The organism is Pedobacter frigiditerrae (genome assembly GCF_032678705.1).
In the GTDB taxonomy this organism is placed as follows: domain Bacteria; phylum Bacteroidota; class Bacteroidia; order Sphingobacteriales; family Sphingobacteriaceae; genus Pedobacter; species Pedobacter frigiditerrae_A.
The window spans coordinates 960,717-985,485 of the sequence record NZ_JAVTSS010000001.1 but is presented as its reverse complement, the minus strand read 5'-3'; the positions used below and the strand labels follow the sequence as shown (position 1 = coordinate 985,485).

The window sequence follows — 24,769 nt, the reverse complement described above, 5'->3', positions numbered from 1 at the left end:
GTTAACAGTTAAAATGTAACACTTAAGCCTAAATTGATCATCTGTTGAGGCGGATATTTTATTCGATCAGCACCAGAGTTAGATTCAGGGTCAAACTGATATCTTTTATTTAAGTTAGACCACGTAACCAAGTTATATCCGTTTACATAAGCTCTTAAATTTTGAACATTTAGCTTTTGAGTAATTTTCTTACCAAAGCTGTAATTGATTTCGGCATTTTTTAACCTTAAATAATTTCCAGAAACAAACCAAAATGTTGATGGATAAGCTGCCGGACTACTTAAACCTGGCGTGAAAGATAGCAAAGGGTATTGTGCATTATCTCCCAGTTCTGGTGTCCATGAATTTTGATGAACCTCAGTTAAGTTAGAACTAAATGCTTGAATAGCTTCTGCAACTCCCCTTACATTAAAGTTCGTAGCTGCTTGAAATAACAAACTTATTCCAAAACCTTTATAGCCAGCTCTTAACTCTAAGCCATAATTCGAGTTAGGTAAGTTAGGAAAACCATTGATAGACTGATCATAAGTATCAATCTTACCATCGCCGTTCATGTCTTCATACTTTAAATCTCCAACTCTTGGTGCAATTGGGGTTTTCGGACTTGCTGCGATATCTGCTGCCGAGGTGTAAAAACCAATAAATTTGTAGGTTAAAATTTGTCCGATGCTATTACCTGTAAATGCTTGATAAGGGTACGCTGCATTTGGCTCATCTTGATAGATGATTTTATTTTTAGCCAATGAGTAGTTGGCCCTAACACCAAAAGTTACATTTCCAATTTGATCCTTATAATTTAATTCTATCTCACCCCCTTTGTTCTCTACTTCACCTAAGTTTACTGGAGGCAAGCCCACACCAAAAATAGATGAAACAGTACCTCTAGTTGTTAAAATATCACTTCTCACATTATAAAACAAATCTACAGAACCTGTTAGTTTACTTTTAAATAAACCAAACTCCATTGCAACGTCTGCTTTCTTTTCTTTTTCCCAGGTCACATTGTTGTTTGCCAAAGTACCTTCAACAAATCCGGTTTGTGTATTGTCTGAATACCCAAAAGAAGCACCATTTCCATTGTTGTAGTTTTGTTGATAAGAGTAACTGAAGTTATCACCGATGCGATCATTACCCACAATACCATAAGAACCCCTAAACTTTAAATAATCAATAACTTTTACATTGTCTTTCCAGAATTTCTCGTTAGAAATAACCCATCCGGCAGATGCCGCAGGAAAGAAACCATATTTTTTACCACTTACAAAACGGTCTGAACCATTGTAACCTGCATTAAACTGGAATAAATATTTATCAGCATAATCATAACCAACCCTACCTGTGTAACCTTTAAAGTTATTAGGCACAAAATTGTAAACTGCATTAGAGTTAAACCTAATTACAGAATTTAGATTTGTTAATGCTGTACCATAAAAATGATGATTCCCTATACTTCTATCGTAGTTTAAGATGATTTGAGTTGTTAAATTTCTAATCGTATTTCCAGATCCATAGCCAATAAAGTAACGACGAACCCTGTAAATATTTGGATCACGAGGCTCATAAGCTTTTGCAGTAGGATCGTAAATAAAAGAAGGAAATTGATCACGAGTCATACTTCTGGTATAATCATAAGTACTCGCATAAGACAATACGCCTTTTAATGATAAACCTTCTGTTAAAAAATCTAATTTTTGTGTAGCATTGGCAACTAAATTCATATTGTTACCATACCTACGGTTATATCCATAATGGGTAATCCTACCAACTATATTATTCTGATTGTAGTTAGGATTTTCATCTCTCTGCCATTTACTATAACCGTAACTACCATCTGGATTGTAAACTGGATAATTAAATGGTGCTAATGATAAGAAACTTACATAATCGTAAAAAATATCATTGTAACCAAATGCACTCCCTATGTTGTTGGTATTGGTTACGCCGAGGTTTCCGTATAAATCTACCCTTAGGTCTAACGTTTTAGTAGCTTTAATATCCAAGTTAGATCTGTAATTATATCTGGTGTAATAAAAATTAGAATTTACACCTTGATCTTTTCCATAGTTCTTCAGCATTCCGTCTTGGAAAAGAAAACCCGCCGACACGAAATACTTAACTTTTTCTGTTCCTCCTGTGATATCAAAATTTCCTTTTGCCTGCTTACTGTAATCCTTAAAAAGAATGTCTTTCCAATCGTTATTTGGATGCCCATAAGGATCACTTCCATCTTTATATTTTTGTAAATCATCTGCTGTAAATCTAACAGGCAAACCATCGTTAGCTCTTGCTTTATTGTATAATACTGCTGTTTCATAAGAGTCTAAAAACTCTGGCATCACAGTAGGTTTCATTACACTAAACTCATTGCGGTAAGTAATTTGAGGCGGACCTACCTTACCTCTCCTAGTGGTTACTACTAAAACGCCGTTTGCTCCTTTAATACCATAAATTGCAGTGGTAGCAGCATCCTTTAAAATACTGATATTTTCTACTTCATTTGCATCAATTGCAGCAAATTGTTCAGGGCTATATTCAATGTCATCTACAATGATAAGGGGTGTTGTAGAACCTCCATTATAAGAACTTACACCACGAATAAAAAAGGTTGCCCCATCAGCGCCAGGAGCACCTGATCGTTGTTGAGAGAAAAACCCTGGTAATCTACCCACCAATGTATTTTGCAAACTTGCAGAAGGGTTTTGACGAATTTCTGCACCAGAAACCGTACTGATTGATCCTGTTAAAGTAATCTTCTTCTGCTTACCATAACCAACAACAACTACTTGATCCAGTCCTTTAGCATCTTCTAACAAACGAATGTTAACTGAGGTTTTTGAGCCCACTTCTACTTCTTGTGTTAGCATCCCTATGTATGATACAATCAGGGTTTTACTGTTTCCTTTTAATGTAATTGAAAATTTTCCGTTGTTATCTGTAGAAACCCCATTACTTTGGAGCCCTTTTTCTTTAACCGATGCACCAGCAACACCACCGCCTTCATCAGTAACGATACCAGTTACCACTTGGTTTTGTGCCATTACAAATGTTGATGTAAACAACAACAGTAGTGCAATTAAATATTTATATATATGTTTCATGTTATCTCTTTAATTTAGATTTACGCCAGTTAACTACCAACCTTCGTTTTGAAGGAGTTTACTATTTTTAGTTGTTTCTGAGTAGGGTACAGGCATATGGTATAACTTGTTACTGAAAACCAAGGTACTCACAGGCACTGTTTCATAGGTTAAAACATTTGTTGGACTTCTGGTAATTTTTGTACCATTTAATGTTCCGCTTAAAACCGTTGGCGCAATTTTCCATCTACGTACATCCCAAAAACGATGCTCTTCAAAGGCTAGCTCTACCCTTCTTTCGTTCATGATCAATGTTCTCATGTCTGCTTGAGAAATACCTGTCGGGATACCATATCGTGTGTTTGCACCAGCAGTTATGCCTGCTCTTGCTCTCAATAATTTGATTTGGGTTACAGCGTCTTCAGTTCTGTTTAGCTCATTTAAAGCTTCTGCATAGTTTAATAAGATTTCGCCATATCTAAATAACACGAAGTTGTGGTATTGATTGGTATAAGTAGTATTGGTAGCAAAATTTGCCATGAACTTGCGCAAATAATATCCTGTACGGGTTTGCACAGTTATTCCACCTGGTTTGTCTAGGCCGCCTTCATAGGTTTGCACTGCTCTATTTAGCCAAGTCATACCGTTATAAAAAACAGTATGATCTAAACGTAAATCTCTATTTGCATAAGGTGTTGCGGCAACATAACCCGATGCAGGATCGGTAATTGGCAAACCATTTCTCATGGTAAATGATTTTACAAATTCTTCTGTCGGACTTGTTCTTCCATTACTTACCGCTGGATTACCATAACCAGATGGCGCATTATTGGTTTCTACAGAAGTATTGGTAGCACCTTGCTTATTTAAGATAACTTCCGTGTTTTTATTGGTAATGAATGTGTTAATAAAAGTTGGTTGAAGTGCATAATAGTTTAAACCTCTTAATTCCTCAGCTGCATCAATTACATTTTGCCAACGGGTAGCATCATAAGTTGGATAACCTGTTAATGCTTTTAGAGTTGCATTGCTTTCAACTCCTCCACCGTTAAACAGCGGGCTTGCCGCATACAAATAAACCCTACATTTTAAAGCTATGGCTGCACCCTTTGGAATTCTACCCCAGTCTGAAGTGGTATAATTAGCGCCTGTTTCAAGTCTTAACTTGTCTTTAATGGCATCACATTCGCTAATAATGTAATTAACACATTCTGCAAATGTATTTCTTGGCAACTCTAAATTATCGTCTAGTGTAAATATCTTGTCACCTATCAACGGAGCACCACCATATCTTTTTAATAACTCAAAATACATTAGGGCACGAATAAACCTTGCTTCTGCTTTCCAATATTGTTTGGTTAAATCGAGCATCGGCACTTGGTCTATGTTTGCTAAAAATATGTTAGCTGCCCTAATTCCATAATAACTATTTCCCCAATAAGGATCTGGATTGTTTAGCGTACTAATTCTTCCATTTGTGAAATATTCTACCGTTGTATTTGTTCTAGAGGGCACCGCATCTCCAGCAGCTGCATCTAAATAATCTCCATCAATTCTATTAAATCCCCCCGGAATATAAGTGTAAACACTGTTCAAGAAAAATCCAGCTACTGTAGCATTTTTATCTTTTTCGTCCCATACTAAATCTGCCTGAATCCAATCTCTAGGTTCGCTTTCCACCTTTTTACAAGAAGAAACTATAAAAATTTGGAGTCCAATTAGTAGTACTACTATATATTGTTTAATATTTTTCATATCAATTAAAATTTAACATTAACACCCATGTTGATCAATTTTTGAATTGGATAGCTTGAACCATAAACCTCTGGGTCTACCCTATCATAAGCCGAAATAGTGAAAAGGTTAGTCGCATTTGTGAAAACTCTTAGGCTTTGTAATCCTATTCTCTTGGTTATTGATTCTGGAATTGTATAACCAAGTTCTAAGTTTTTGAGGCGAACATAGTTGCCTGAGTGCTGCCAATAAGTTGATGTGGCATAATTATTAATATTTGCCCCAACACCAACCCTTGGCTGTGTAGCCATTCCAGCAGTTTGGGGAGTCCAACGCCCTAAGTTTTGCTCCCAAGCCTGTCCAAAACCATTATTCTGAAATGCCCATTCGGTATTTCCACTTAAATAAACTGTACGATTCATAGCCCCTTGTATCAGTGCGCTAAAATCAAACCCTTTAAAGTTGAAGCCTAGGTTAAATCCATAATAAAGCAATGGCTTAGTATTCCCAATTACGGTTTGATCTAATTGATTAATAATTCCATCGCCATTTAAATCTTTATACTTTATATCCCCTGGTTGGGCAGTATAACCCTCTACTTTAGCACTTGCATTAATTTCTGCCTGACTTTGAAATAAACCTTGATCGATATAACCAAAACGCTGACCAACCGCTTGTCCAGTACTTTTCATCCAAGTATAAGGTTGTATAACCTCATCTTGATAAAGCACTTCAGATTTTTGCAAACCGCCAGTTGCTCCAATAAAGTAGCTAAATTTGTTGATGGTTTGTTGATAGTTTAATTTAAAATCCCATCCAGTATATCTGCTCTGCCCGATATTCTCTATTGGATAATTTTGACCAATTAATGCTGAATTTTTTCCTCTTCGCATTAACAAATCGTAATATTTATCGCTGTAACGTTCTACAGAGAAACCAATTTTATTATTGAAAAGTGTTCCTTGTAAACCAATATTTAATTTATTGGCTTTCTCCCAAGTGATGTTTGGATTTGCTAAAGGTTGTTCGAAAATACTGGTTTGTGCACCAGCAGTTGCTCCGAAATAAGCCGATGTTCCATCAAAATATCTTTGGATGTAAACAAAATAACCTGGGTTATCATTGCCTGTTTTGCCAAAAGTTCCAAATAGTTTTAAACCATTTAACCATTTTACATCTTTCAAGAAATTCTCTTTTTCCATGTTCCAGGCTAAGCCCATCGCTGGAAAAAATCCGTATTTAAAATCGCCGGCTGGCGGATAATAATTTGATCCATTATAACCAAAAGCCAAATCAACTACATATTTCTGATCGAAATTATAAGATGCCTTACCCGATATACCTCTTAAAGTATAAGGTAAATCAGAACCACTATAAGCATTGTCGTTGTTAGCTAATAATAATGCACTAACACCATGTTTACCAAAATTACGATCATAACCAAGTGCCAATTCTTCGTAGTCTGAACGACCTTGTTGTGTAACCGCTGTATTATTACTTTGTGTGCCATTAGTACCATATTGCGTATATGCACTTGTTGTTGGGTTAAAAGCAAAAGTTGCAAAACTCTTCGTTCTTATGGTATTTTCTGCTAACGTGGCATAAATTGAAGCTTTAACTCTTAACCATAAACCTTCTGTTATCTCATTAAAAGTACGTTTCAAAAACAAATCGGCTAATACATCACGTTTGTAAGTTCCAATGTATCCAGAACTTACTGCTTGTGCATAAATATTGTTCTGGTAATTTGACGTTGTGGCATAACTGCCATTAGGATTGTAAATTGGATAAGCATTAGCTGGAGTTGCATAAATTTGATTTAATATAGATCCCGAACCAAAACCTGGATCATTCATATTGATCAATCTACCCATCAAATTAATGCCTGCAGATAGTTTTTTGTTGATTTGTAAATCTACATTAGAACGAACCGTAAAGTTTTTGAAAGTATTATCTGTTTCATAAGTATTTGCATCTGAAGACCTAAAAAGGCCTGTTTGGTCAACATGTTCTACTGCGACAAAATATTTACCAAAATCATTACCACCAGAAACGTTTAAAGTATAATGATTAAAACGTGATTGAGGTTTAGTTACCACATCTTCCCAATTTACATCAGGATGCCCGATTGGGTCACTCCCTGTTTGATAAGCTTGCAAATCAGCATTGGTGTAAACTGGCGTTAAGCCATCGTTTACCCTAGCCTCATTGTATAACGATGCATATTGAAATGCATTTAATGCATTAGGTGTTTTTAAGGACTTTTGAAAAGCAGTTTGCGCAGTAAAAGAAATTGTCTGTTTACCTTTTGCTCCTCTTTTTGTGGTAATTAATATAACACCATTTGCACCTTTACCACCTAACATCGCAGTAGAAACTGCATCTTTTAGCACAGTGATGGATTCGATTTCTTCCAGATTGAAAATAGTCATTGGTCTAGGAACTCCATCAATAATAACCGTTGGTGATTGGCCTCTTAATGACAATTGAACGGCATCTGAACCTAAGCTACCTGAAGATAATAAGGCATATAGTCCATCCGTTCTTGATTCAGACCCTAATCTCCCTGAGTTCTGTTCTACATAAGCACCTGCCAATCGTCCGGTAATTGCAGACTTTACAGAAGTAACCGTTGCCTTTGTTAAATCTGCAGTATAAACGGCATCTGTTGAGGTGGTGGTTAATTTTGGATTTACAGTTTGATCATACAATAACCGAATAGGTTTAAGTGCTGCTATCGCAGGATTTTTACCACTTACTGTGATGGAGTTGTGCTTCCCTTTAGAAACTTCTGTAGTAAGCAACAATGTATTGCCTGCATAAACCTCAATCCTATCACTAGAAGTGAAATCAATTATGGCAACACCATTTTGATCTGTAATTGCTGTTGCTTTAGTTTTTAAGTTGATTAATTTTATCCCTACTAGGTAATGTTGATTTTCATCGACAACTAATATGGAAGATTTCGACCCCAGTGTATCGGTTTGCAATGCTAAGTTTAAATTGCCATAAGCTATTGTAGCCTGAGCAGCATTAAACTTTAAGAGCAGCAATAACACAACTGAAAGTATCAGTAGTACACGTTTTTGCATAGTTAATATTTGGTTAGTTTTAAATTCGATTTTTTGGTTAGATAGACAATTAAACATTATTTGCTAAATTCTCTTGTCATTTAATTTTCGGACTCTTGGATCTCCCCGATAATCACTTCTTTTTAAGTTGTTCATCATTTGATTTTAAATTTGGTTTAAACAAATAACCATTAAAATCAGCAAATTAGTGAGGGATAATACGGTATAAAATAGGGGTGAAATTGTTATTTTATTGCAAAAAACAGTCAATAAGCCAATTTTGAGAATTAATTGAGTATTTGTGGCTCATTTAATTTTTTATCGAAAAAGCCAACCATAAGGCAATTCATTATCAACTCATTAAAAATGATTTTGGCATAAGCTTAATAAGGGCAAACAGCATATTTAGCTCGAGCAATAATCACGAACCGGTGTACCATTATATCAAGAAAAGGATTAGCTTATTTACTTTGATTTAAAAACACTCAGGTCCCATTGGTCCATATAAGTTATTTTAAGTTTGTCGTTTTCAAACAAGATTGGCAGCCATAAATACCTACCGTCTATGGCATTTTTAGGTCTCCAAATATCAGCTATGAAAATGAACTCTCCTTTTTTGTTTGGTGCTGGCAAAACATAAGTGCTTTGTCCACCAAAAGTTGTTTCTGCCCCTGCGCCAATGCAAGGATTCCCCATGAATGTCCATGGACCCCATAAAGATTTCGCTGTAAACCAACGAGCAGGATTTGGTGCCCACCCAGTACAGCCAGAACCAATCATGTAATAAATACCATTTTTCTTAAATAAAGCTGGTGCTTCAGTTTGCTCGCCAATATAAATCCTTGTGAATTTGCCCGTATGTCCTAAATAATCGGAAGTCAACTCGGCCATGTGTAAGGTAAAATTCTCTTCAGAAGAAAAAATATGATAAGCTTTTCCATCGTCATCAACAAAAACAGTCATGTCACGAGCCATTTGACCACCAGGTAAATCGCGACAAAAGAAACCATCGCTTTTATTTGCAGGCGTTGCACAATTCAGCTTTTCACTTTCTGGGGTGTTTGGTAAATAAATGGGCATTTGACCAGCATTTGGCCTATAACTTTTTACAAAAACATAAGGACCAGTTACTTTATCAGCAATAGCTACACCAGCTCTTGCAGCTGCATAACCTTTGCCTTTAAGTTCCAGATGAAACCACATTACATATTTTTTTGTCTTTTTATTATAAACAACCTTAGGCCTTTCTATTACACTTCCCTTTACAATATCACTTTGTGGATCATCGCTAACAGCTAGAGAAATGCCCTCATCTTTCCAGTTGTATAAATCTTTTGATGAATAACAATGAACACCCACTTGAGCCGTATTGCCAATGCCGCCCGCTACTTTATGCTCTCCAAACCAATAATAAATGCCTTTATCTACCAGCATTCCTCCACCATGTGCATTAATATGAACACCTTTATCATCATTCCAGATTTTACCAGGTGTAAATGATGTTAGTTTAGTTTGCTGTGCAACACTGTTAACTGTATTGCCAAAAAGCAATGCAATCACCATCAAACAGAAAATTAAAGGCTTGTAAAATAGGTGTTTCATGAGCTAAGTTTATATTGGTCTTATTAAACGTTAAATTAACATTTATCAATTATAAAAATAGGAATAATGGATGGTGTTTTTTAGAATATTTTGCTAATTAGTTAGCGGATTTTAACAATATCCTATGCTAATTTTCACCAAAATAACATTTTAAAAGATTTGAAAAGAAAGTTCCTGCTACTATTATCGGTAGTCCTTCTTTCCGCTTCCTGCCTGCCGCAGGCAGGAATCTTTTATAAGCTGCGCAAATAAAAGGATATCGCTTCAATAAGGTTTAGAGAAATAAGGTTCTTGCAAATATTAACGATGTTGTAAAGGGCATAAAGAAGCAATGCTTGTTGACCTATCAAACATTTTAGACAATTGCGTTCTGTGTGCCACAGACCACGGGATGGAAGTCAGGAATGACAAACTAAGTGTGCTAGGAAAATCGCAACCCTTCAAAACCCCAAATCCCTTTCCGAAGTACGAAGACTGGCCTTATTCCGATAGCTATCGGAAGCAATAGAAAGGAGAAGTAGTTAATTGTTTAATGCAATGATTTCTCTCTAGCAGTAAATCAGCAAGGTGGAGAAGTGAGACTTTTTCAGTCGAACGACTCAGCTTGCGGCTCGGAAACAATTGACGTACTTATCCGACTAGGCATTTACAGCCTTGATTTTTTGTTTCTTTTGTATCAAGACAAAAGAAAGAGCCATTCGGTGGCTAACCGAGGCAAGCCCGAGCGTGGGAATAAAGGATATCGATTGATTAAAGATCGATTCTCGTAAAGACGAATTCTCTTTTCTATTCCGTCGTAGTCGTTGCCCCAAATGAAAATAAATGAAAGGGTCTTCGACTACGCTCAGACTGACAAAACTAATTAACAAAAAAACCTACCTCTTCCAAGTAAGCACTTGAACTTTAGTAGGTTTTGCATTTGCCTTTCCCTCTCCATCAACCTGTTCTACTTTTTGAACAAATAAATCTAATCTTTTTTTTGTGAGCCATAATTCTGTATCAAAAGTAGGTTCCCACTCACCTACACTCATCTCAGAAAGATCTTTACATTCCCAATCGCTTTTTGTAATGTCATTGCCAATGGCGATTGAAACCTTATTCCCTCTTTCAATGTCTCTAAAAATTAACGCACAAGAAATTGTATTTTTCTCCGACCAACTGATTAATTGCGGTCTTGATATCGGGATTTTTTTAGTGCCACCACCACTCAAGCTAAAAGGTGTTTTTCTAAAGTTTAACTTGTTTACTCCCCAATTCTTACCAGTTTTATAAACAATGTGATATTGTGGTACCGTTTCACCAGCATCTCTCCAATAAGTTGCAATAAATGGATTTCCATTTTCATCAGCAAACATAGAAGTCTGATTTATCAACTCGCTGTTTTGTGGAATTTTTAAAGCATATTCTGCATTTGTTGCATTAATGGGCAATTGATATTTTGTACCATCTGATTTTTCCCAAGTCAACCCACCATCGGTAGATTTTGCATAACATAAATCATGGTTACTGGCCACATCAGGGCTTTCCCGCCAAACCCATGATAAATGGATAGTTCCTTTAGCATCAATCGCGGTTTGTATGTAGGCATTTCTTTTACCCTGCCCATCAATTAAATTATCCTGAATTCTTGTCCAAGCCTTTGTTTTTAAATCATACTGATTGATCATCAAATTCCCATTTCCAGAACCACCATCTCTATAAAAGAAAAGTAAATTGCCATTAGCCAGCTTATAAAACTCCGGATAACTCACTTTATTTTCCTTTAAACCAAGCATAGCCAGTTTTTGACCTAATAAAAGGCTTTCTGGTTTTATAGATTTTGCATAGTTGAGGTTATTGTTGTGCTGCCCCCATCCAATGTGTAAATAACCGCTTCCATCAACCATGATACTAATAGATTTATGGGCATCAGTTGCATCACCTTTGTATTGCGTTTTAACAACTTCCCATGTTTGCGCATTGAGCTTCCGCTTTGCTAAAACCACAAACTGATCTACATCATAATAAGCGACATATTGGTTATTTTTAAAGGTTGTTAAGGCATTTTTCCTAAAAATAACCGTGTTAACGGAATTATTTGCCCAGCCATTTTCGGCAATGGTACTCAATGAAGTATTTTCTTGACTTTTAACAGAAAAGCTAAACCCAACAAACAACAAACAAATACAGAAAATTTTATACATCTATCTTAAATCTACACTGTGGTCATTTGGAAAATCTTCTCCGCTCCATATTTTTTGAGCACTCCACTTAACAGGTGGATTTGCCCAAAAAGCATCAGTTTCTGGCAAACCTAAGGGTAAAAAGATGCTGGTACAGAGATAAGGACTGCCTTGGTTATTGTAAGAATCGGCAATATTAGGCTGATCACCATATAAACCAATCGATAACCATCCATTTTTATAAGTTGTTGGGCTTTCTAATGTCTTTTTTATCACTGCAGTTAAGGCACAACGCACTTGCGCTGGAGCTAACTGTTTTGGTAATAATTTTTTAAAAGCCATGTCTGCTAAGTGATGAAATGCGCCGCCCTTATAAATAATTGACCTACCAGTAGCTGGATAAGTTCCATCTGAATTAATTAATCGTTCTTGGATAACGGCATAACGCTCATTACGTTTTTTAACCTTCTCGAACATTGCATTATAAGCATTTGTTTTTTTGCCAATAATATCCACCAATGTGCCTAAATATGGATGAATTACAAAACTGTTGTAATAATCGAAAGCATAAGTACTACCATCTTTATACATGCCATCGCCAACATACCATTGTTCCATTTGTTGTAAGGCGTAATCTACTCGCATCACATCCCACTCATAACCAAACTTTGCCATAAAAGCTTCGTTAACTGCAGAAAAAAGCAACCAATTTGAAAAGCCTGGTTTAAATTTCCTTGTAGTGGCAATGGATTTCATCATCAGGTTTTGGTTCTTTTTGTCTAAATTTTCCCAAAGCCAAGGTGCACGGATAAAAGCAAGTGCCACAAAAGAAGCATCAACTAATTGTTGCCCAGCAATATCATAGTTCATGAAATCTTTTGCATTAGAATCTAACGAGTTCTTAATGCCTTTAATTACCCATTCACGATATTGTTTGCGCAGGGCGATTTCAGCTTCCGAACCACCCTCTAATTGCAACCAAGGCGCTATTCCACTCAAAACCCTACCCAAAATTTCAACATATTGTACTTTAATCCTACTTTCTTTGTTATCTGAACGAATTGAAACCTCCTTTGGCATTACAATACGTAAACTGTCTTTTGCTAAACTGTAAATGACAGGCCTTACCATTTTATCCATTTCCTGTAACCAAACTTGTCTATCAGTTAATGGAACAGCTTTTACATTTTTACTCTTCTTTTGTGCAGCTACCTTTCCTACCCCTAAAAAAAGGATTAAAAAGACTATAACAATATTTTTTAATGATGATTCCATGTCTATTTTTTGTTCGTTAAAAACCTATACATTTCGCAATTGGCTAATAAAAATGCACCTACCCCAAAATTAGCAGTAGAATTAGCATCTACAACTTGTCCTGGAATTGCCTTTTCTCCAATTGGTTGTACATAACCCACTTTTCCGCTTTCCTGCAATGCAGTTTTAGTTAGGTAATTATATGCTTTTTTTGCTGCCGGAAGATACTTACTTTCTTTAAGCAAACCATTATTAATGCCCCATAACAAGCCGTAAGTAAAAAAAGCTGTGCCGCTAGTTTCAGGTCCTGGCGCATGTTGTGGATCTAATAAACTTCTTGTCCAATAACCCTCAGCCTGTTGACATTTCACAATTGCCTTCGCCATGTTTTTGTACTTGGTTAAATACTCATCACGGTGTGGATCATTTTTAGGCAAATCTTTTAAAACCTTTGCCAATCCTGCGAAAACCCATCCATCGCCCCTAGCCCAAAAATCTTTTTTGCCATTTGCACTTTTATGTTTTGGATAAACATACTTCGCATCTCGGTAATAAAGTTTCTCTTTTTTATCGTACATGATACTATTGGCATACATGAAATACTCGTAAAGTTTATCAGCATATTGCTGATTGCCCGTTAGCTTATACAATTTTGTCATTACAGGCATTACCATGTACAAACCATCTGCCCACCACCAATAATCGTTTGCTGTTGTAGACATCTCATACTCCATGACCTCTTTGGCACGAGCAATTTTGTGCGGTTCTGGGTTAAGGTTATACAGGTCTATATAAGTTTGAAAGCAGATTTGCCAATCTCCAAACAGTACAAATTCATCAGTTTCGCCATACTTATATTTCCACTTGCTTTTATCTGTGCTTTTTGCACCCATCCATTTGTTATGGTTGGCCCAAGTTTCTGAATAAGTTTTGTACGCTTCGTTTTTGGTAATTTCGTAAGCCTCCATGTTACCAGTATGATAAGCGGCATGATCCCAAAATGCCCTCACTTCGGGTTTGTTATTAGTTTGCCAATAAGTATTTGCTTTATTTATAGTGGCAATTACTTCTTGTGTAGAAGGAAGTGTTTGTGCGGCAGCAATTTTGCTGACCAGTAACAATGCGATAAGCCAATTGTATTTTTTCATTCTAGAACGAGTATTCGATTTATGATTTGGTAAATCTAAGTACATTAAATTTATTGTTTTTGTTGGGGGTGTTAATGATAATTTAAGGGGGATTATTTAACCTAAATGTTACTTATCAGCCAAATTAGTGTTAATGCTATACTGTTTATGGAAAATTTTACGGTGTTTTTTAATAAATGCCGAAGGGGTAAGCTTAAATTGATTTTGAAATTGAACCCTAAAATATTTGATATCATTAATCCCTACCCTAAAAGCTACCTCATTGATATTTAAACCGGTATTGATCAATAGCTCGGCCGCTTTACGCAACCTAATGAAACGCACAAAACTATTAATAGACAAGCCCGAGGTTGCCTTTATTCTTTTATAAAGGTTAGAATGACTCATGCTTAACTGAGATGCCAATATTTTGACGTTAAAGTTGGTCTCCATCAAGTTATCTTCTATAATGGTGATGGTTTTTTGAATAAAGCTTTTATCTTCTTGAGAGATTTTATTGCGCTCTGACTTTAAAGTTACCTCATTATAAAAGTACGACTGTAAGTTGCTTCTATTTTTGATGACCCCATTAATTTTTGCAGTAAATAATTCCTTGTCAAAAGGTTTACTGATAAAATCATAAGCGCCAACCTCTATGCCTTGCAACCGCAACTCTGGACTTGGGTCTGCAGTTAACAAAATCACAGGGATATGGCTCATTGTGGGGTCTGCTTTTATTTCCCTGCATAACTCAATCCCATCTAGGCCATCCATGTTCACATCAGAAATAATAATATCTGGCAAGTGTTCTCTAGCAGCTGCTAAACCCTCCAAACCGTTATTGGCTTTGTAAACTTTAAACTTCTGATGAAATATTTGATGGATATAATCTATAATTTGCTCATTATCATCTACCACCAAAATAGCATGCAAATCTGAAATGAGTAACTCAAGGTTAGGGATTTGTTCATCACCTAATTCATCTTCTTCTGTGATAAGTTCGTTAACGTAATTAAGCTCTTCCTTATCCTCTAAAATAATTAACTGTTCTTCAACGATATCACCTTTTGGTAAGGCAATAAAAAACGTTGTTCCTTCTCCAAGTGTAGAAGTGTAAGAGATTTTCCCTTGGTGTAGTTCTACAAAATTTTTAACCAGATAAAGCCCGATACCAAAACCAACCTTAATTGAACTGTTGTTGATGACCTTGTAAAATTTATCAAACAGCTTATCGCCAACTTCTATAGGTATACCAGGACCAGTGTCAGCTACCCTAATTTGTATCATTTCATTAACTAAAGCAATATTTAACACTACTTTACCACCTTTGGGCGTAAATTTTAAGGCATTAGAAAGCAAGTTAAAAAGGATGATTTCTAACTTATCGCGGTCTGCGTAAATGTAGATTTGCTCATCTTCACACTCAAATTTATAACTAATGTTATTGTTATTGGCCAAGTAATTGAAACATACAAATATCTCATGGGCAAACTTAAAAAGGTTGATTTTAACCAATTTTAAAGCCTCATTTTCGTTTTCTGTTTTCCTAAAAAGCAACAATTGATCAACCAAACTCAACAAGCGCCTCGAATTTCTATAAACCACATTTAAGTCGTTTTTCTCTTGACCGTTTTCCTTTGTGCTTAAAATATCCTTTATTGGGTTTACAATTAAAGTAAGGGGTGTTCTGAGTTCATGAGAGATATTGGTAAAAAAGTTCAATTTTTTCTCATTCAGTTCCTTCTCTCTTTCCCTGTTTAAGTTGGCTAGCTCAACCTCATGTTTTAAACGGTATTGCCTTCTTCTGTATTTAACAAATACGGCATATAATGAAATCATCAATGCTAAATACAATGAATAAGCCCACCATGTACGGTACCAAGGCGGCAAAACTTTAATGATGATGATTTTTTCATTTGCTGCCCAAGCACCTTCAGTATCCGTGCTTTTTAAGTGTAGCTTATAAGTACCCTCATTTAAACGAGAATAATAAGCAAAGTTTAGTTTATCAATATAATTCCAATCCCTATCCCATCCTTCTAGGTAATAGGCATACTTGATTTGATCTTGGAAAGAAAATTCGATGGCCGAAAAGTTAACTGATATAACCGCAGCATTAAAGGGCATGGAAATTTTATCTAGCCCTACCACAGAAATCTCGTCTTGGTATGCAGGATCTTCATCAATAGGAATATTGTTTACCCTAAAATCTGTAATTACAATTTTTGGTATTCGTTTATTGATTTTAATGCTATCTGGAAAAAACTTGTTAAACCCATTTATCCCACCAAATAACAATTCGCCATTGCTTAACCTTAAAGCGGCATTGTAATTAAACTGATTACTTTGTAAACCATCTGTAGCATAATAGTTTTTAAACTTGGCAGTTTTGATATTGAACCTAGAGAGTCCATTATAAGTACTACACCATAAATTTCCCTTGTTGTCTTCTAAAATATTAAGGACAGAATTACTCGGTAAGCCATCAGCCTGAATGTAACGTTTCAGCTTTTTGGTATTCCTATCCAACTTCAGCAGACCACCACCTTCAGTCCCAATCCACAATTGCTTGTAGCTATCTTCGTAAATGGCTCTTATGGCAATGCCCACAGGAATATATTGGTGTTTTTTACGAATAGGATCTATCTGTATAAGATGGGTATAGTTTCCTCCCCAAAGGATGCCTTGTGCGTCTTGATAAAGTGTATGGATGTCTTTCAGCCTTGCATCAAAAAGCTCGAACTTATCTAGGCTACTATTATACAGATATAATGCCCCACCCTTTGTTGTACCTGCCCAGAGCCTGTTACTTTTATCTTGAAATATCTTCCAAACATTAATTTCTTCTATTTTTTTTACCGTATTAAAACAGGTGTAATGTTTAAAGCTATTGGTCTGTTTATTAAAACGATCTATACCACCATTAAAGGTAGTTACCCAAATGTTTTGCTGCTTATCATTTAAAATACTGGTTATAAAATTACTAGATAAGGAAGTTGGATCATTTTGATGATGCACAAAGTTGGTATAACGGTTTGTGATAGGGTTCCATAAGCTTAATCCTCCGCCATCTGTACCAATCCAGATGTTTTTATTTTCATCTTCGCAAAACGACAATATAAAATTGTTTACTAAAGTATTTTCCCGAAAAGGGTCTTTTTTAATGGTTCTAAACTGCGCCTGTACATTGTCTATAATGTTAACACCGCCCCTTAAGGTGGCAATCCATTTTCTAGCCTCCCTATCTTCATAAACAGCGCCTATGGAATTGCTACTCAGCATCCCTTTTTCTTTGGAGGCATTCAAAAAGCTTGATTTTTTTGTGGCCAAATCAATAATGGTAATACCACCGCCATCTGTAGCAATCCATAATTTCTTTTGCAAATCAATGCTTAAGCTCATGATGTTATTATCGCTCAGTTGAGCGGGAATGCGTTCTAATTTTCCAGTAGCTTTATGGTAAGAAAACAGCCCCTTTTCTGTACCAATGAACAGCTCATCCTTAGTGTAGTTGATAATTGAAGTAACCGAATGGATAGGTGATTTGGTTAAGCCAATTTTACCTAAAGCTACATGGTAAGTGCATAATCCCACATCCTTTACAAACACCCAAAGGTTATTTTGTTCATCTATGGCCAGTCCTCGTGCTGTATAATTAACATGATTTGAAACAGGAATTCGCTGGGCGATGTTTGACCCTTTCTGAATAACAAACAAACCCTTTTCGTCTGTTGCAATATAGGTAGTACCATTTTTAGCAACAGCAATGGAAGTAATTGGCGCTGTAATTTTTACGTTTCGGCCTTTATCAATATAAAAAACCGGATGGATTTTAGAATTGGCATAATCAAAAAAAGAAACACCCTTTTGGGTGCCAATCCATATCCTATTTACATCATCACCGTTAAGTGCAGTAATGTGGTTATTGATTAAGGAATTTTCATCTCCCCATTTGTTCCTGAATATCTTAAAGCTGTAACCGTCATAACGATTTAATCCATCATAAGTACCCATCCACATGAAACCAAACCGATCTTGGTAAAGTGAATTTACAACGTTATTGGAAAGACCATCTTCAACACCCAAATGCTTAATAGACTTACCATTTAATTGCGCTGAACAGTTAATGAGCGTAAAAAAAAGATAAACAAACCCTATAATCGACTTAAGAGAGTAGATTTTTGCCATTGAATAAATTAGGTACTGCTATTTGGTTTCCCTAAAGATAGGCAATTAATAAACGTTACAAAGACATTTTTAAATTAAGGAAATAGACTATTGTTTATCAAGCAGTTAAAAGATATGATTTGAATATATTTTTCTAATTATCATTTGGCTATTTCACATCCAACTTCGGCCTGTTCCGATTTTATATCGGAGAGGAATCCATAAATCAAATCTTTTTCCGCCCAGCTCGTCATTCCGACTTCGGAGGAATTTATGAATCAAATCCATCTTAAATCACATAGTCATTGCCATTCTCTGGTTTCATAGCGCAGCCTCCTTTGCTAACCGTCATTTCGACAGAGCGCAGCGACGAGATATCTGTGCTTTATTAGTATTGGCATTACCCATATCTTAATCTTTCCACCTATAAAAACTCATAAACAACCTTATGCCCTTGGGAGCCACATATAGCTGACTTTTTAGCTACAGGCATAGTAATCCTGATTTGCAAATTCACAGCTATTATTTATCCTTATTAAAAAAGTTTTTAGGAAAAGCTAAACTGACATTTACACCAAAAACAAAGTTATTCTTCCATAGCTTAGTAACCTTGTTGTTCAGCTCCTTAAATCGAATTAGGGGTTCAATCATTAATTGGCTATCACTATCGGGATTAATTGGTATAAGCAGTCCCAATCTTACCGAAACCAAGTCATCATCAGGATCATCCCAACCCCCTTTAAAGCCTACCTCAAAACCCATGTGTTTTTTTACATTGTAATAAACAAAAGGAACATCAAAATAAATGGTGTTTAAATATGATGGAACTTTTTCGTAAAAAGTAACAGCCGTAATGTTTTGTACTGTTGTAGATCCAATAACTTTAGGAGCCTCTACTTGGGTAGTAATTTCATCGTCCTTAACAAAATCCTTAGGGTTACTATAATTTATGGTTGGCGAAAAATAAATTCTATTTCCATTCTTGGTAGTCCTCATTAGGGTTAGAGCAAAATTCGCTGATGGGTATCGTTCTAAATAGTCTCTGGTAAGCGTAGTTGATGTTGGGTCGAATATTTTTCGTTCTTCTTTATTATGTTTAATTCCTCCGCTTACGTACTTTATGGTACTGGAATTAAAAGGAGCATTCAATTGCAGTTTATCCATTTTATCTAAATGATTAGCAAGAACAATAGCATTTATACGATCCTCTATATTTAAGGTCTCTATCATACTAGCCTGGTCAGCAATCTTTAGGCTTAAAAAACTCTTTGGCAATAATCCTGCACCTATTAAAGTATCAGCAGCCTTTTTATAAACTGCAAGTGTTTCTGTCATTATCAGATTGTTACCAACAATCACATCTCCTGCATATTGATCTAACATCGGTCTGGTAAGCTTGCCATCATATAGTTTCTTCAATTCAGCAACTCTTGTTGATAGATAGAGTTTTTCTGCTGGCTCTTTAAACATATCAAATTTGCTATGTTTATCCCTAATGTCATTGTGTAACTTATATTTATCTATTTTCCAGTACTTAGAGCTATTTTTAGCGATTAATTGGGTGAAATTAAGTCCATAAGTTATGGTTTTATTCCGTTTCCCTTCAGAAAACAAATCTACCAACCCATTGTCTGATTTACCTGAAATGGTGGGCTGAATATAAAACTCCCTGTCTTTAGATGGTTTAATAGAGAAATTTAAGGTTACACTTTTTTCATCTACTGCTGCAGAAGAACCGACAAATTTTCCGTTCTTAATCTCTGTTCCACTTAAACCTCTAAACTTTGCAGAAATGAATTCATCATAATTTCTAGCGGTAATTATATTAGTAGTAATTTTTGTGTTTTTCAACAATAACTCTAATGAATCTCTTCTCTCTTGTAGTTCGTCATATTCTTCTAATCGCTTTACTTCCTCTCTCACATATTCCATATACCTAAAGCCCGCTGTGCTTAGGTTCTTTTTCATTGCAATTCCTCCTGCTTCTTGGGGAGTTGGAGGGGTAGAAGCTTTATTTAGTTCCTTTATTTTTTTGACAGTAATTTTTTGAGCTTGAACACTTGTTGCAAAACAAGAGCAGATAAGTAAACTTATCCAGAATTGGTTGAAATTCGATTTCATGGGATGGCTTTGAGATGGTTAAGGTATGGTGTAAAAATAATAGAATAACCAAACAGTACCTATACCTAATTTTAGGTAATTATAGCACCTAATGTAAAGATTATGAACATTTTAGCGCCTAAACTAAAGAAATAGTCAATAATTCATAAAACATATTTAATATACCACATTTTAGGTATTGCGAAAATTATATAAATGCAATAGTTTTAATTATGAAAATTAAATTAATCCTCCTTGCATCACTAACCATCTTTGTATCAACTGTTTTCGCACAAAAGTTAACAAGACAAGAAACCATAAATTACATTAATGAAAAATTGAATGAAGCAGAAGCTTTAAGATGGAAGAATGAAGGCGTTTACGGCAAAACAACTTTAACCACTAATGATTTCCAAACTGACTCGAACAGGTTAAACCATGTAGTTTATTTCAACAACATGATTATTCAGGACAGGGAATCGTATTCTTCTTTTAAGGTTCAAAGTTTTTTCAATCCCTCAAAAATTTCCAGAATTGTGATTGATTCAACCAAAACTACAACCGATGTGGGGTCCTTTTATATTTATTTTAACGATAAAAATCCACTCATTATTTCAAATAATAGCAGTACGAACAGCTCAAACAAGCAGCGAAGCGATTATATCACTGTTTATTATAAACAAAGTGATAAATTAATGTATGAAAGACTCAGCAAGGCATTTCTTTACCTAAAAGATTTGGCAAAAGCTGCTGAAAAACCAGACCCATTTGCCAATTAGACCATTTGAAAATCGTATTAGTGCTTAGGTTTGGTAAAAGAGGCGAATAAAACCTCTAACATACTTACAATGATTGCACCTAATAAATCTTCCATATATGCTTTGATGAACACTGGTTGGGAATGTTACGATTACAAGCTTTAAGCGCTATATAATCTTTCTTCAAAGGGAGATTTAGGCAATGAATAGTTAGCTAGACCATAAAAAATAGACATTGAACGAATACGACAAATCAATACTATTTTATGTTTTGCAACAGAGATTTAAAGTATTTCCTTCTATTAGCTCCAAAAAAAGTTTTGTAATCATCCTTACTACATGTATAACTTTTGTCATTGTTGCAATAGTAACAAGATAAAACACAATTATCTTTTACATAAGTGTCATCATTCTTATCTATTTCCAGAACTGGTCCCCGACGACCTTCACCTCTAACTGCCCTAGTTTTTTAAATATCTGTATCAATTAGCTTGTTGATTTCGAAAATTGATGTACCACAATAATAGCAACAAAAATTTTGTGCTATTAATTTATCTTCAAACCATTCCCATAAACCCTTATTTGAAAGAAAACTGATTTTATGTTTACTAGCTGAGTACAAACTAAGTACTCTAACTTTCTCCTTTTCTAAAAACTCTTTAATAATTAAGTCTTCCATTACCTCCCCACATTAACCATCCTCTTCATCGTGTCAAAAAATGCTTGATGAAAGGCATCATCTTTGGCATACAAACGATATAAGTCTAATTCGTTTTTTCGTTGTTGAGCCATCACATCATCTAAAATCTTTCTTAGTGCCAAATCTTGGTTTTGCGTATCCATATTATCTTTAACCTTCATTTCGAAGTCTGGGTGTGCCATGATATTCTTACTTAAATTTACGAACTTAATCCGCTGATCTTCTGGTGTTGCATCCCAACCTTGATACCATTTTTCATTGAAGCTTTGAATGATTAAATCTAGAGGATCGCTTTCTTCATCTTTTGTATGCGCACCACGAGGGTTAGGATTTTGCGGGTCTAACTCTGTTGTGCTTTCATCCAAGCCTATTGATTGATTCAACTTCACTCTTTCTAAACCATAAGTTGATAAATCGACAGAGTTTAGCAGCTCATCATATGCATCTCTGTCGGGATCAAGAATAATCAACTTTGGTATCAAGAATTTCAAAAACCAAAATAGCTTTTCCCATTTAATAACTTCATAAGGAAGGATAGCGGCCATTTGGCCATAAATTTTCACGAACTGTTTTGCTTTAATTTTGAAGTCAGCTTTTGCATCTTCTTCTAATTCCAACGCATTGTTGAAACGTTCTGCAGCAAAATCAATAATTGGACTTAGCAACTCAGCATTTACTCCTTTAAAATATTTCTCTACAAAATCCTCAACCTCAAGCCATTCATAAACACCAACTTCATCTAGATTGCCTTTTATTTCGTGTAAAACATTAATGTCCGTCGCTTTACTTAAAGTTGTAGCAGTATAAAATGGATCAAATGCGTCCTTAATTTCATCTACAGAATTAAAGAAATCCAGCACAAACAAATCTTCTGTTTTCTTTCCTAATTTATCCGCAGCTCTATTTAACCTGGATAATGCTTGAACAGCTAAAACACCCTGTAGCTTCTTATCAACATACATTGCTGTTAACTTAGGCTGATCAAAACCAGTTAAATATTTATTGGCTACAACCAATATTTTATATTCTTCCTCGTCAAATTTATCTCTAGTATCTTTTTCAGAGAAGCCATTTAGGCCATCTTCCGAATACTCTATGCCATCGACAGTTTTCTTACCTGAGAAAGCAATGGCTATCTTGAAAGGATTACCCTTTGTAGCTAACAATTTTTTCAATGCTTGGTAATAACGAATGGCAGATTCGATACTTTGAGTAACCACCATGGACTTAGCTTTACCTTTCAGCTTCTTTTTGTTCACTATATTGCTTACAAAGTGCTCTAGCATTATCTCTGCCTTTACCTCTACGGTTTGCTGATGTCGCTCTACATAAGCCTTTAATTTTTTTTGTGCTTTTGCGGTGTCAAATAAGGGGTTATCTTCTATTGATTTCTCAATTTCGTAATAGCTTTTGTAAGTGGTGTAATTAGCTAAAACATCTAAAATAAAACCTTCCTCTATAGCTTGTTTCATCGAATAAAGATGCAAAGGTTTAAAATTTCCATCTTCTTGTTTTACACCGAACTTTTCTAACGTATTATTTTTTGGTGTTGCCGTAAAAGCTAGGTATGAAGCATTGCCTCTCATTTTACGAGAACGCATTACTTCTTCTAAAATCTTATCTTGCACATCTTCATATTCTTCTTCTTTATTATTGCCCATCGCTTGGTTCATGTTATCTGCCGCCGAACCACTTTGACTGCTATGTGCTTCATCAATAATGACTGCAAAACGTTTATCGCTTAAATCTGCAATACCTTTTACAATAAAAGGAAATTTTTGAATGGTAGTAATAATGATCTTTTTACCTTGCTCCAAGCTTTCTTTCAATTCTTTTGATGAATAAGCAGGTGCAACTATGTTTTTAACTTCAGAAAATTCTTTAATGTTTTCCCTTAGTTGTTTATCTAACAATCGTCTATCAGTAACTACAATTACTGAATCAAATAGCGGATTAGAAATACCTTTACCACCAGGCAATCCTTCTATTTCTGGATAAGCTTCTATCAATTGGTATGCTACCCAAGTAATGGAATTGGATTTACCAGAACCTGCCGAATGCTGAATGAGATAAGTTTGCCCCACGCCTTTTTTACTAGCATCTGCCAAAATATCTCTTACCACTTTCATTTGGTGGTAACGAGGAAAGAACAAAGTTTTTTTATTTAATGGGTCGGTTTCTTTGCCATCAAAACGAACAAAGTGTTGTAAAATATTAGCCACACTTTGTCTCGTTAAAACCTCATCCCATAAATAAGATGTTTTATGTCCAAAGGGATTTGGCGGATTACCCTTGCCGAAGTTATTACCTAAATTAAATGGCAAAAAGAAGGTATTCGCTCCATCTAATTTCGTAGTCATGTAAACTTCATCTGTATCAACCACAAAATGCACCACACACCTACCGAAGTTTAACAATGGCTGTGTAATATCTCTTTTAAATTTATACTGATTTTGCCCATGTACTTTAGCATTTTGCCCTGTCCAATGGTTTTTTAATTCCATGGTAGAGAATGGGAGACCATTTACAAAAAGTACCATGTCAATCTCTTCTTTGGTGTTAGTTAGCGAATAACGGATTTGCCTTGTTACACTAAACTCGTTACTCTCGAAATTGTCTTTAATGATTTTGCTGCTACTTGCCAATGGCAATACATAAAACAGCGTAAAATGTGCATCATCTACTTCTAAACCTTTACGCAGCAAACGTAAAACACCATACTTTTTAATTAACCTATCTAAGCGTTCTAATATCTTGAGTTTCCAATCGCTTTGTTTTTGCAATTTGGCTAACTCTTCTTTTTGGGTAGTTTCTAAAAAATGCCAAAAACGATTTTCATCTATTGCAAACTTTGGGTTGAAATCTGAAGCCTGCCCAATGTAATAACCATTGCCAGTTCTGTACAATTCTTTAGGCTCACTCATTGTTTTGAGTTCTTCTAGATTTGTGCCAGCTAATCTTTTTTCGATGGATGCTTCTAGCGCTTGTTCGTTAGTTTGTGAGGGCATAAGTTAATA

The 24,769-nt window shown here is 35.4% G+C and carries 11 protein-coding genes; 1 reads left to right on the top strand and 10 read right to left on the bottom strand.

Translation table 11 applies throughout. The features are described 5' to 3' along the window. Positions 1 to 8: 8 nt before the first annotated feature. The 9 genes from R2Q59_RS03920 to R2Q59_RS03880 form a co-directional block, all read right to left on the bottom strand. Positions 9 to 3,098, bottom strand: coding sequence for a TonB-dependent receptor (locus tag R2Q59_RS03920; protein ID WP_316783833.1), 3,090 nt, complete (start codon positions 3,096 to 3,098; stop codon positions 9 to 11). A gap of 33 nt (positions 3,099 to 3,131) precedes the next feature. Then, positions 3,132 to 4,832 (bottom strand): RagB/SusD family nutrient uptake outer membrane protein, encoded by a 1,701-nt coding sequence (locus tag R2Q59_RS03915; RefSeq protein ID WP_316765911.1) that lies wholly within the window; start codon positions 4,830 to 4,832, stop codon positions 3,132 to 3,134. A 5-nt stretch (positions 4,833 to 4,837) separates the two neighbouring features. Beyond that, a complete protein-coding gene (locus tag R2Q59_RS03910) occupies positions 4,838 to 7,903 on the bottom strand; it encodes a SusC/RagA family TonB-linked outer membrane protein (RefSeq protein ID WP_316783831.1) in 3,066 nt (1,021 codons plus the stop codon). A 444-nt stretch (positions 7,904 to 8,347) separates the two neighbouring features. Next, positions 8,348 to 9,484 (bottom strand): glycoside hydrolase family 43 protein, encoded by a 1,137-nt coding sequence (locus tag R2Q59_RS03905; RefSeq protein WP_316783829.1) that lies wholly within the window; start codon positions 9,482 to 9,484, stop codon positions 8,348 to 8,350. A gap of 875 nt (positions 9,485 to 10,359) precedes the next feature. Continuing rightward, on the bottom strand, positions 10,360 to 11,667 hold the full coding sequence (locus R2Q59_RS03900) for a BNR repeat-containing protein (RefSeq protein ID WP_316783828.1): 1,308 nt from the start codon (positions 11,665 to 11,667) through the stop codon (positions 10,360 to 10,362). After that, a complete protein-coding gene (locus R2Q59_RS03895; protein WP_316783827.1) occupies positions 11,668 to 12,921 on the bottom strand; it encodes a DUF2264 domain-containing protein in 1,254 nt (417 codons plus the stop codon). Between the two features lie 2 nt (positions 12,922 to 12,923). Further along, entirely contained in the window at positions 12,924 to 14,093 is a 1,170-nt protein-coding gene (locus tag R2Q59_RS03890; protein ID WP_316783825.1) for a glycoside hydrolase family 88 protein, read from the bottom strand. 63 nt (positions 14,094 to 14,156) lie between these two features. Beyond that, on the bottom strand, positions 14,157 to 18,215 hold the full coding sequence (locus R2Q59_RS03885) for a two-component regulator propeller domain-containing protein (RefSeq protein ID WP_316783824.1): 4,059 nt from the start codon (positions 18,213 to 18,215) through the stop codon (positions 14,157 to 14,159). 501 nt (positions 18,216 to 18,716) lie between these two features. Beyond that, positions 18,717 to 20,315 carry a hypothetical protein gene (locus R2Q59_RS03880; RefSeq protein WP_316783822.1) on the bottom strand — a complete coding sequence of 533 codons (1,599 nt, stop codon included), beginning with the start codon at positions 20,313 to 20,315 and terminating at the stop codon, positions 18,717 to 18,719. A gap of 212 nt (positions 20,316 to 20,527) precedes the next feature. Here R2Q59_RS03880 and R2Q59_RS03875 point away from each other — a divergent pair, with 212 nt between their 5' ends. After that, complete coding sequence (locus tag R2Q59_RS03875) at positions 20,528 to 21,073, top strand: hypothetical protein (protein WP_316783819.1); 546 nt, start codon at positions 20,528 to 20,530, stop codon at positions 21,071 to 21,073. Positions 21,074 to 21,730: 657 nt separating this feature from the next. Here the strand turns inward: R2Q59_RS03875 and R2Q59_RS03870 are convergent. Then, positions 21,731 to 24,760 carry a type I restriction endonuclease subunit R gene (locus tag R2Q59_RS03870; protein WP_316783818.1) on the bottom strand — a complete coding sequence of 1,010 codons (3,030 nt, stop codon included), beginning with the start codon at positions 24,758 to 24,760 and terminating at the stop codon, positions 21,731 to 21,733. Between the last annotated feature and the right edge of the window lie 9 nt (positions 24,761 to 24,769).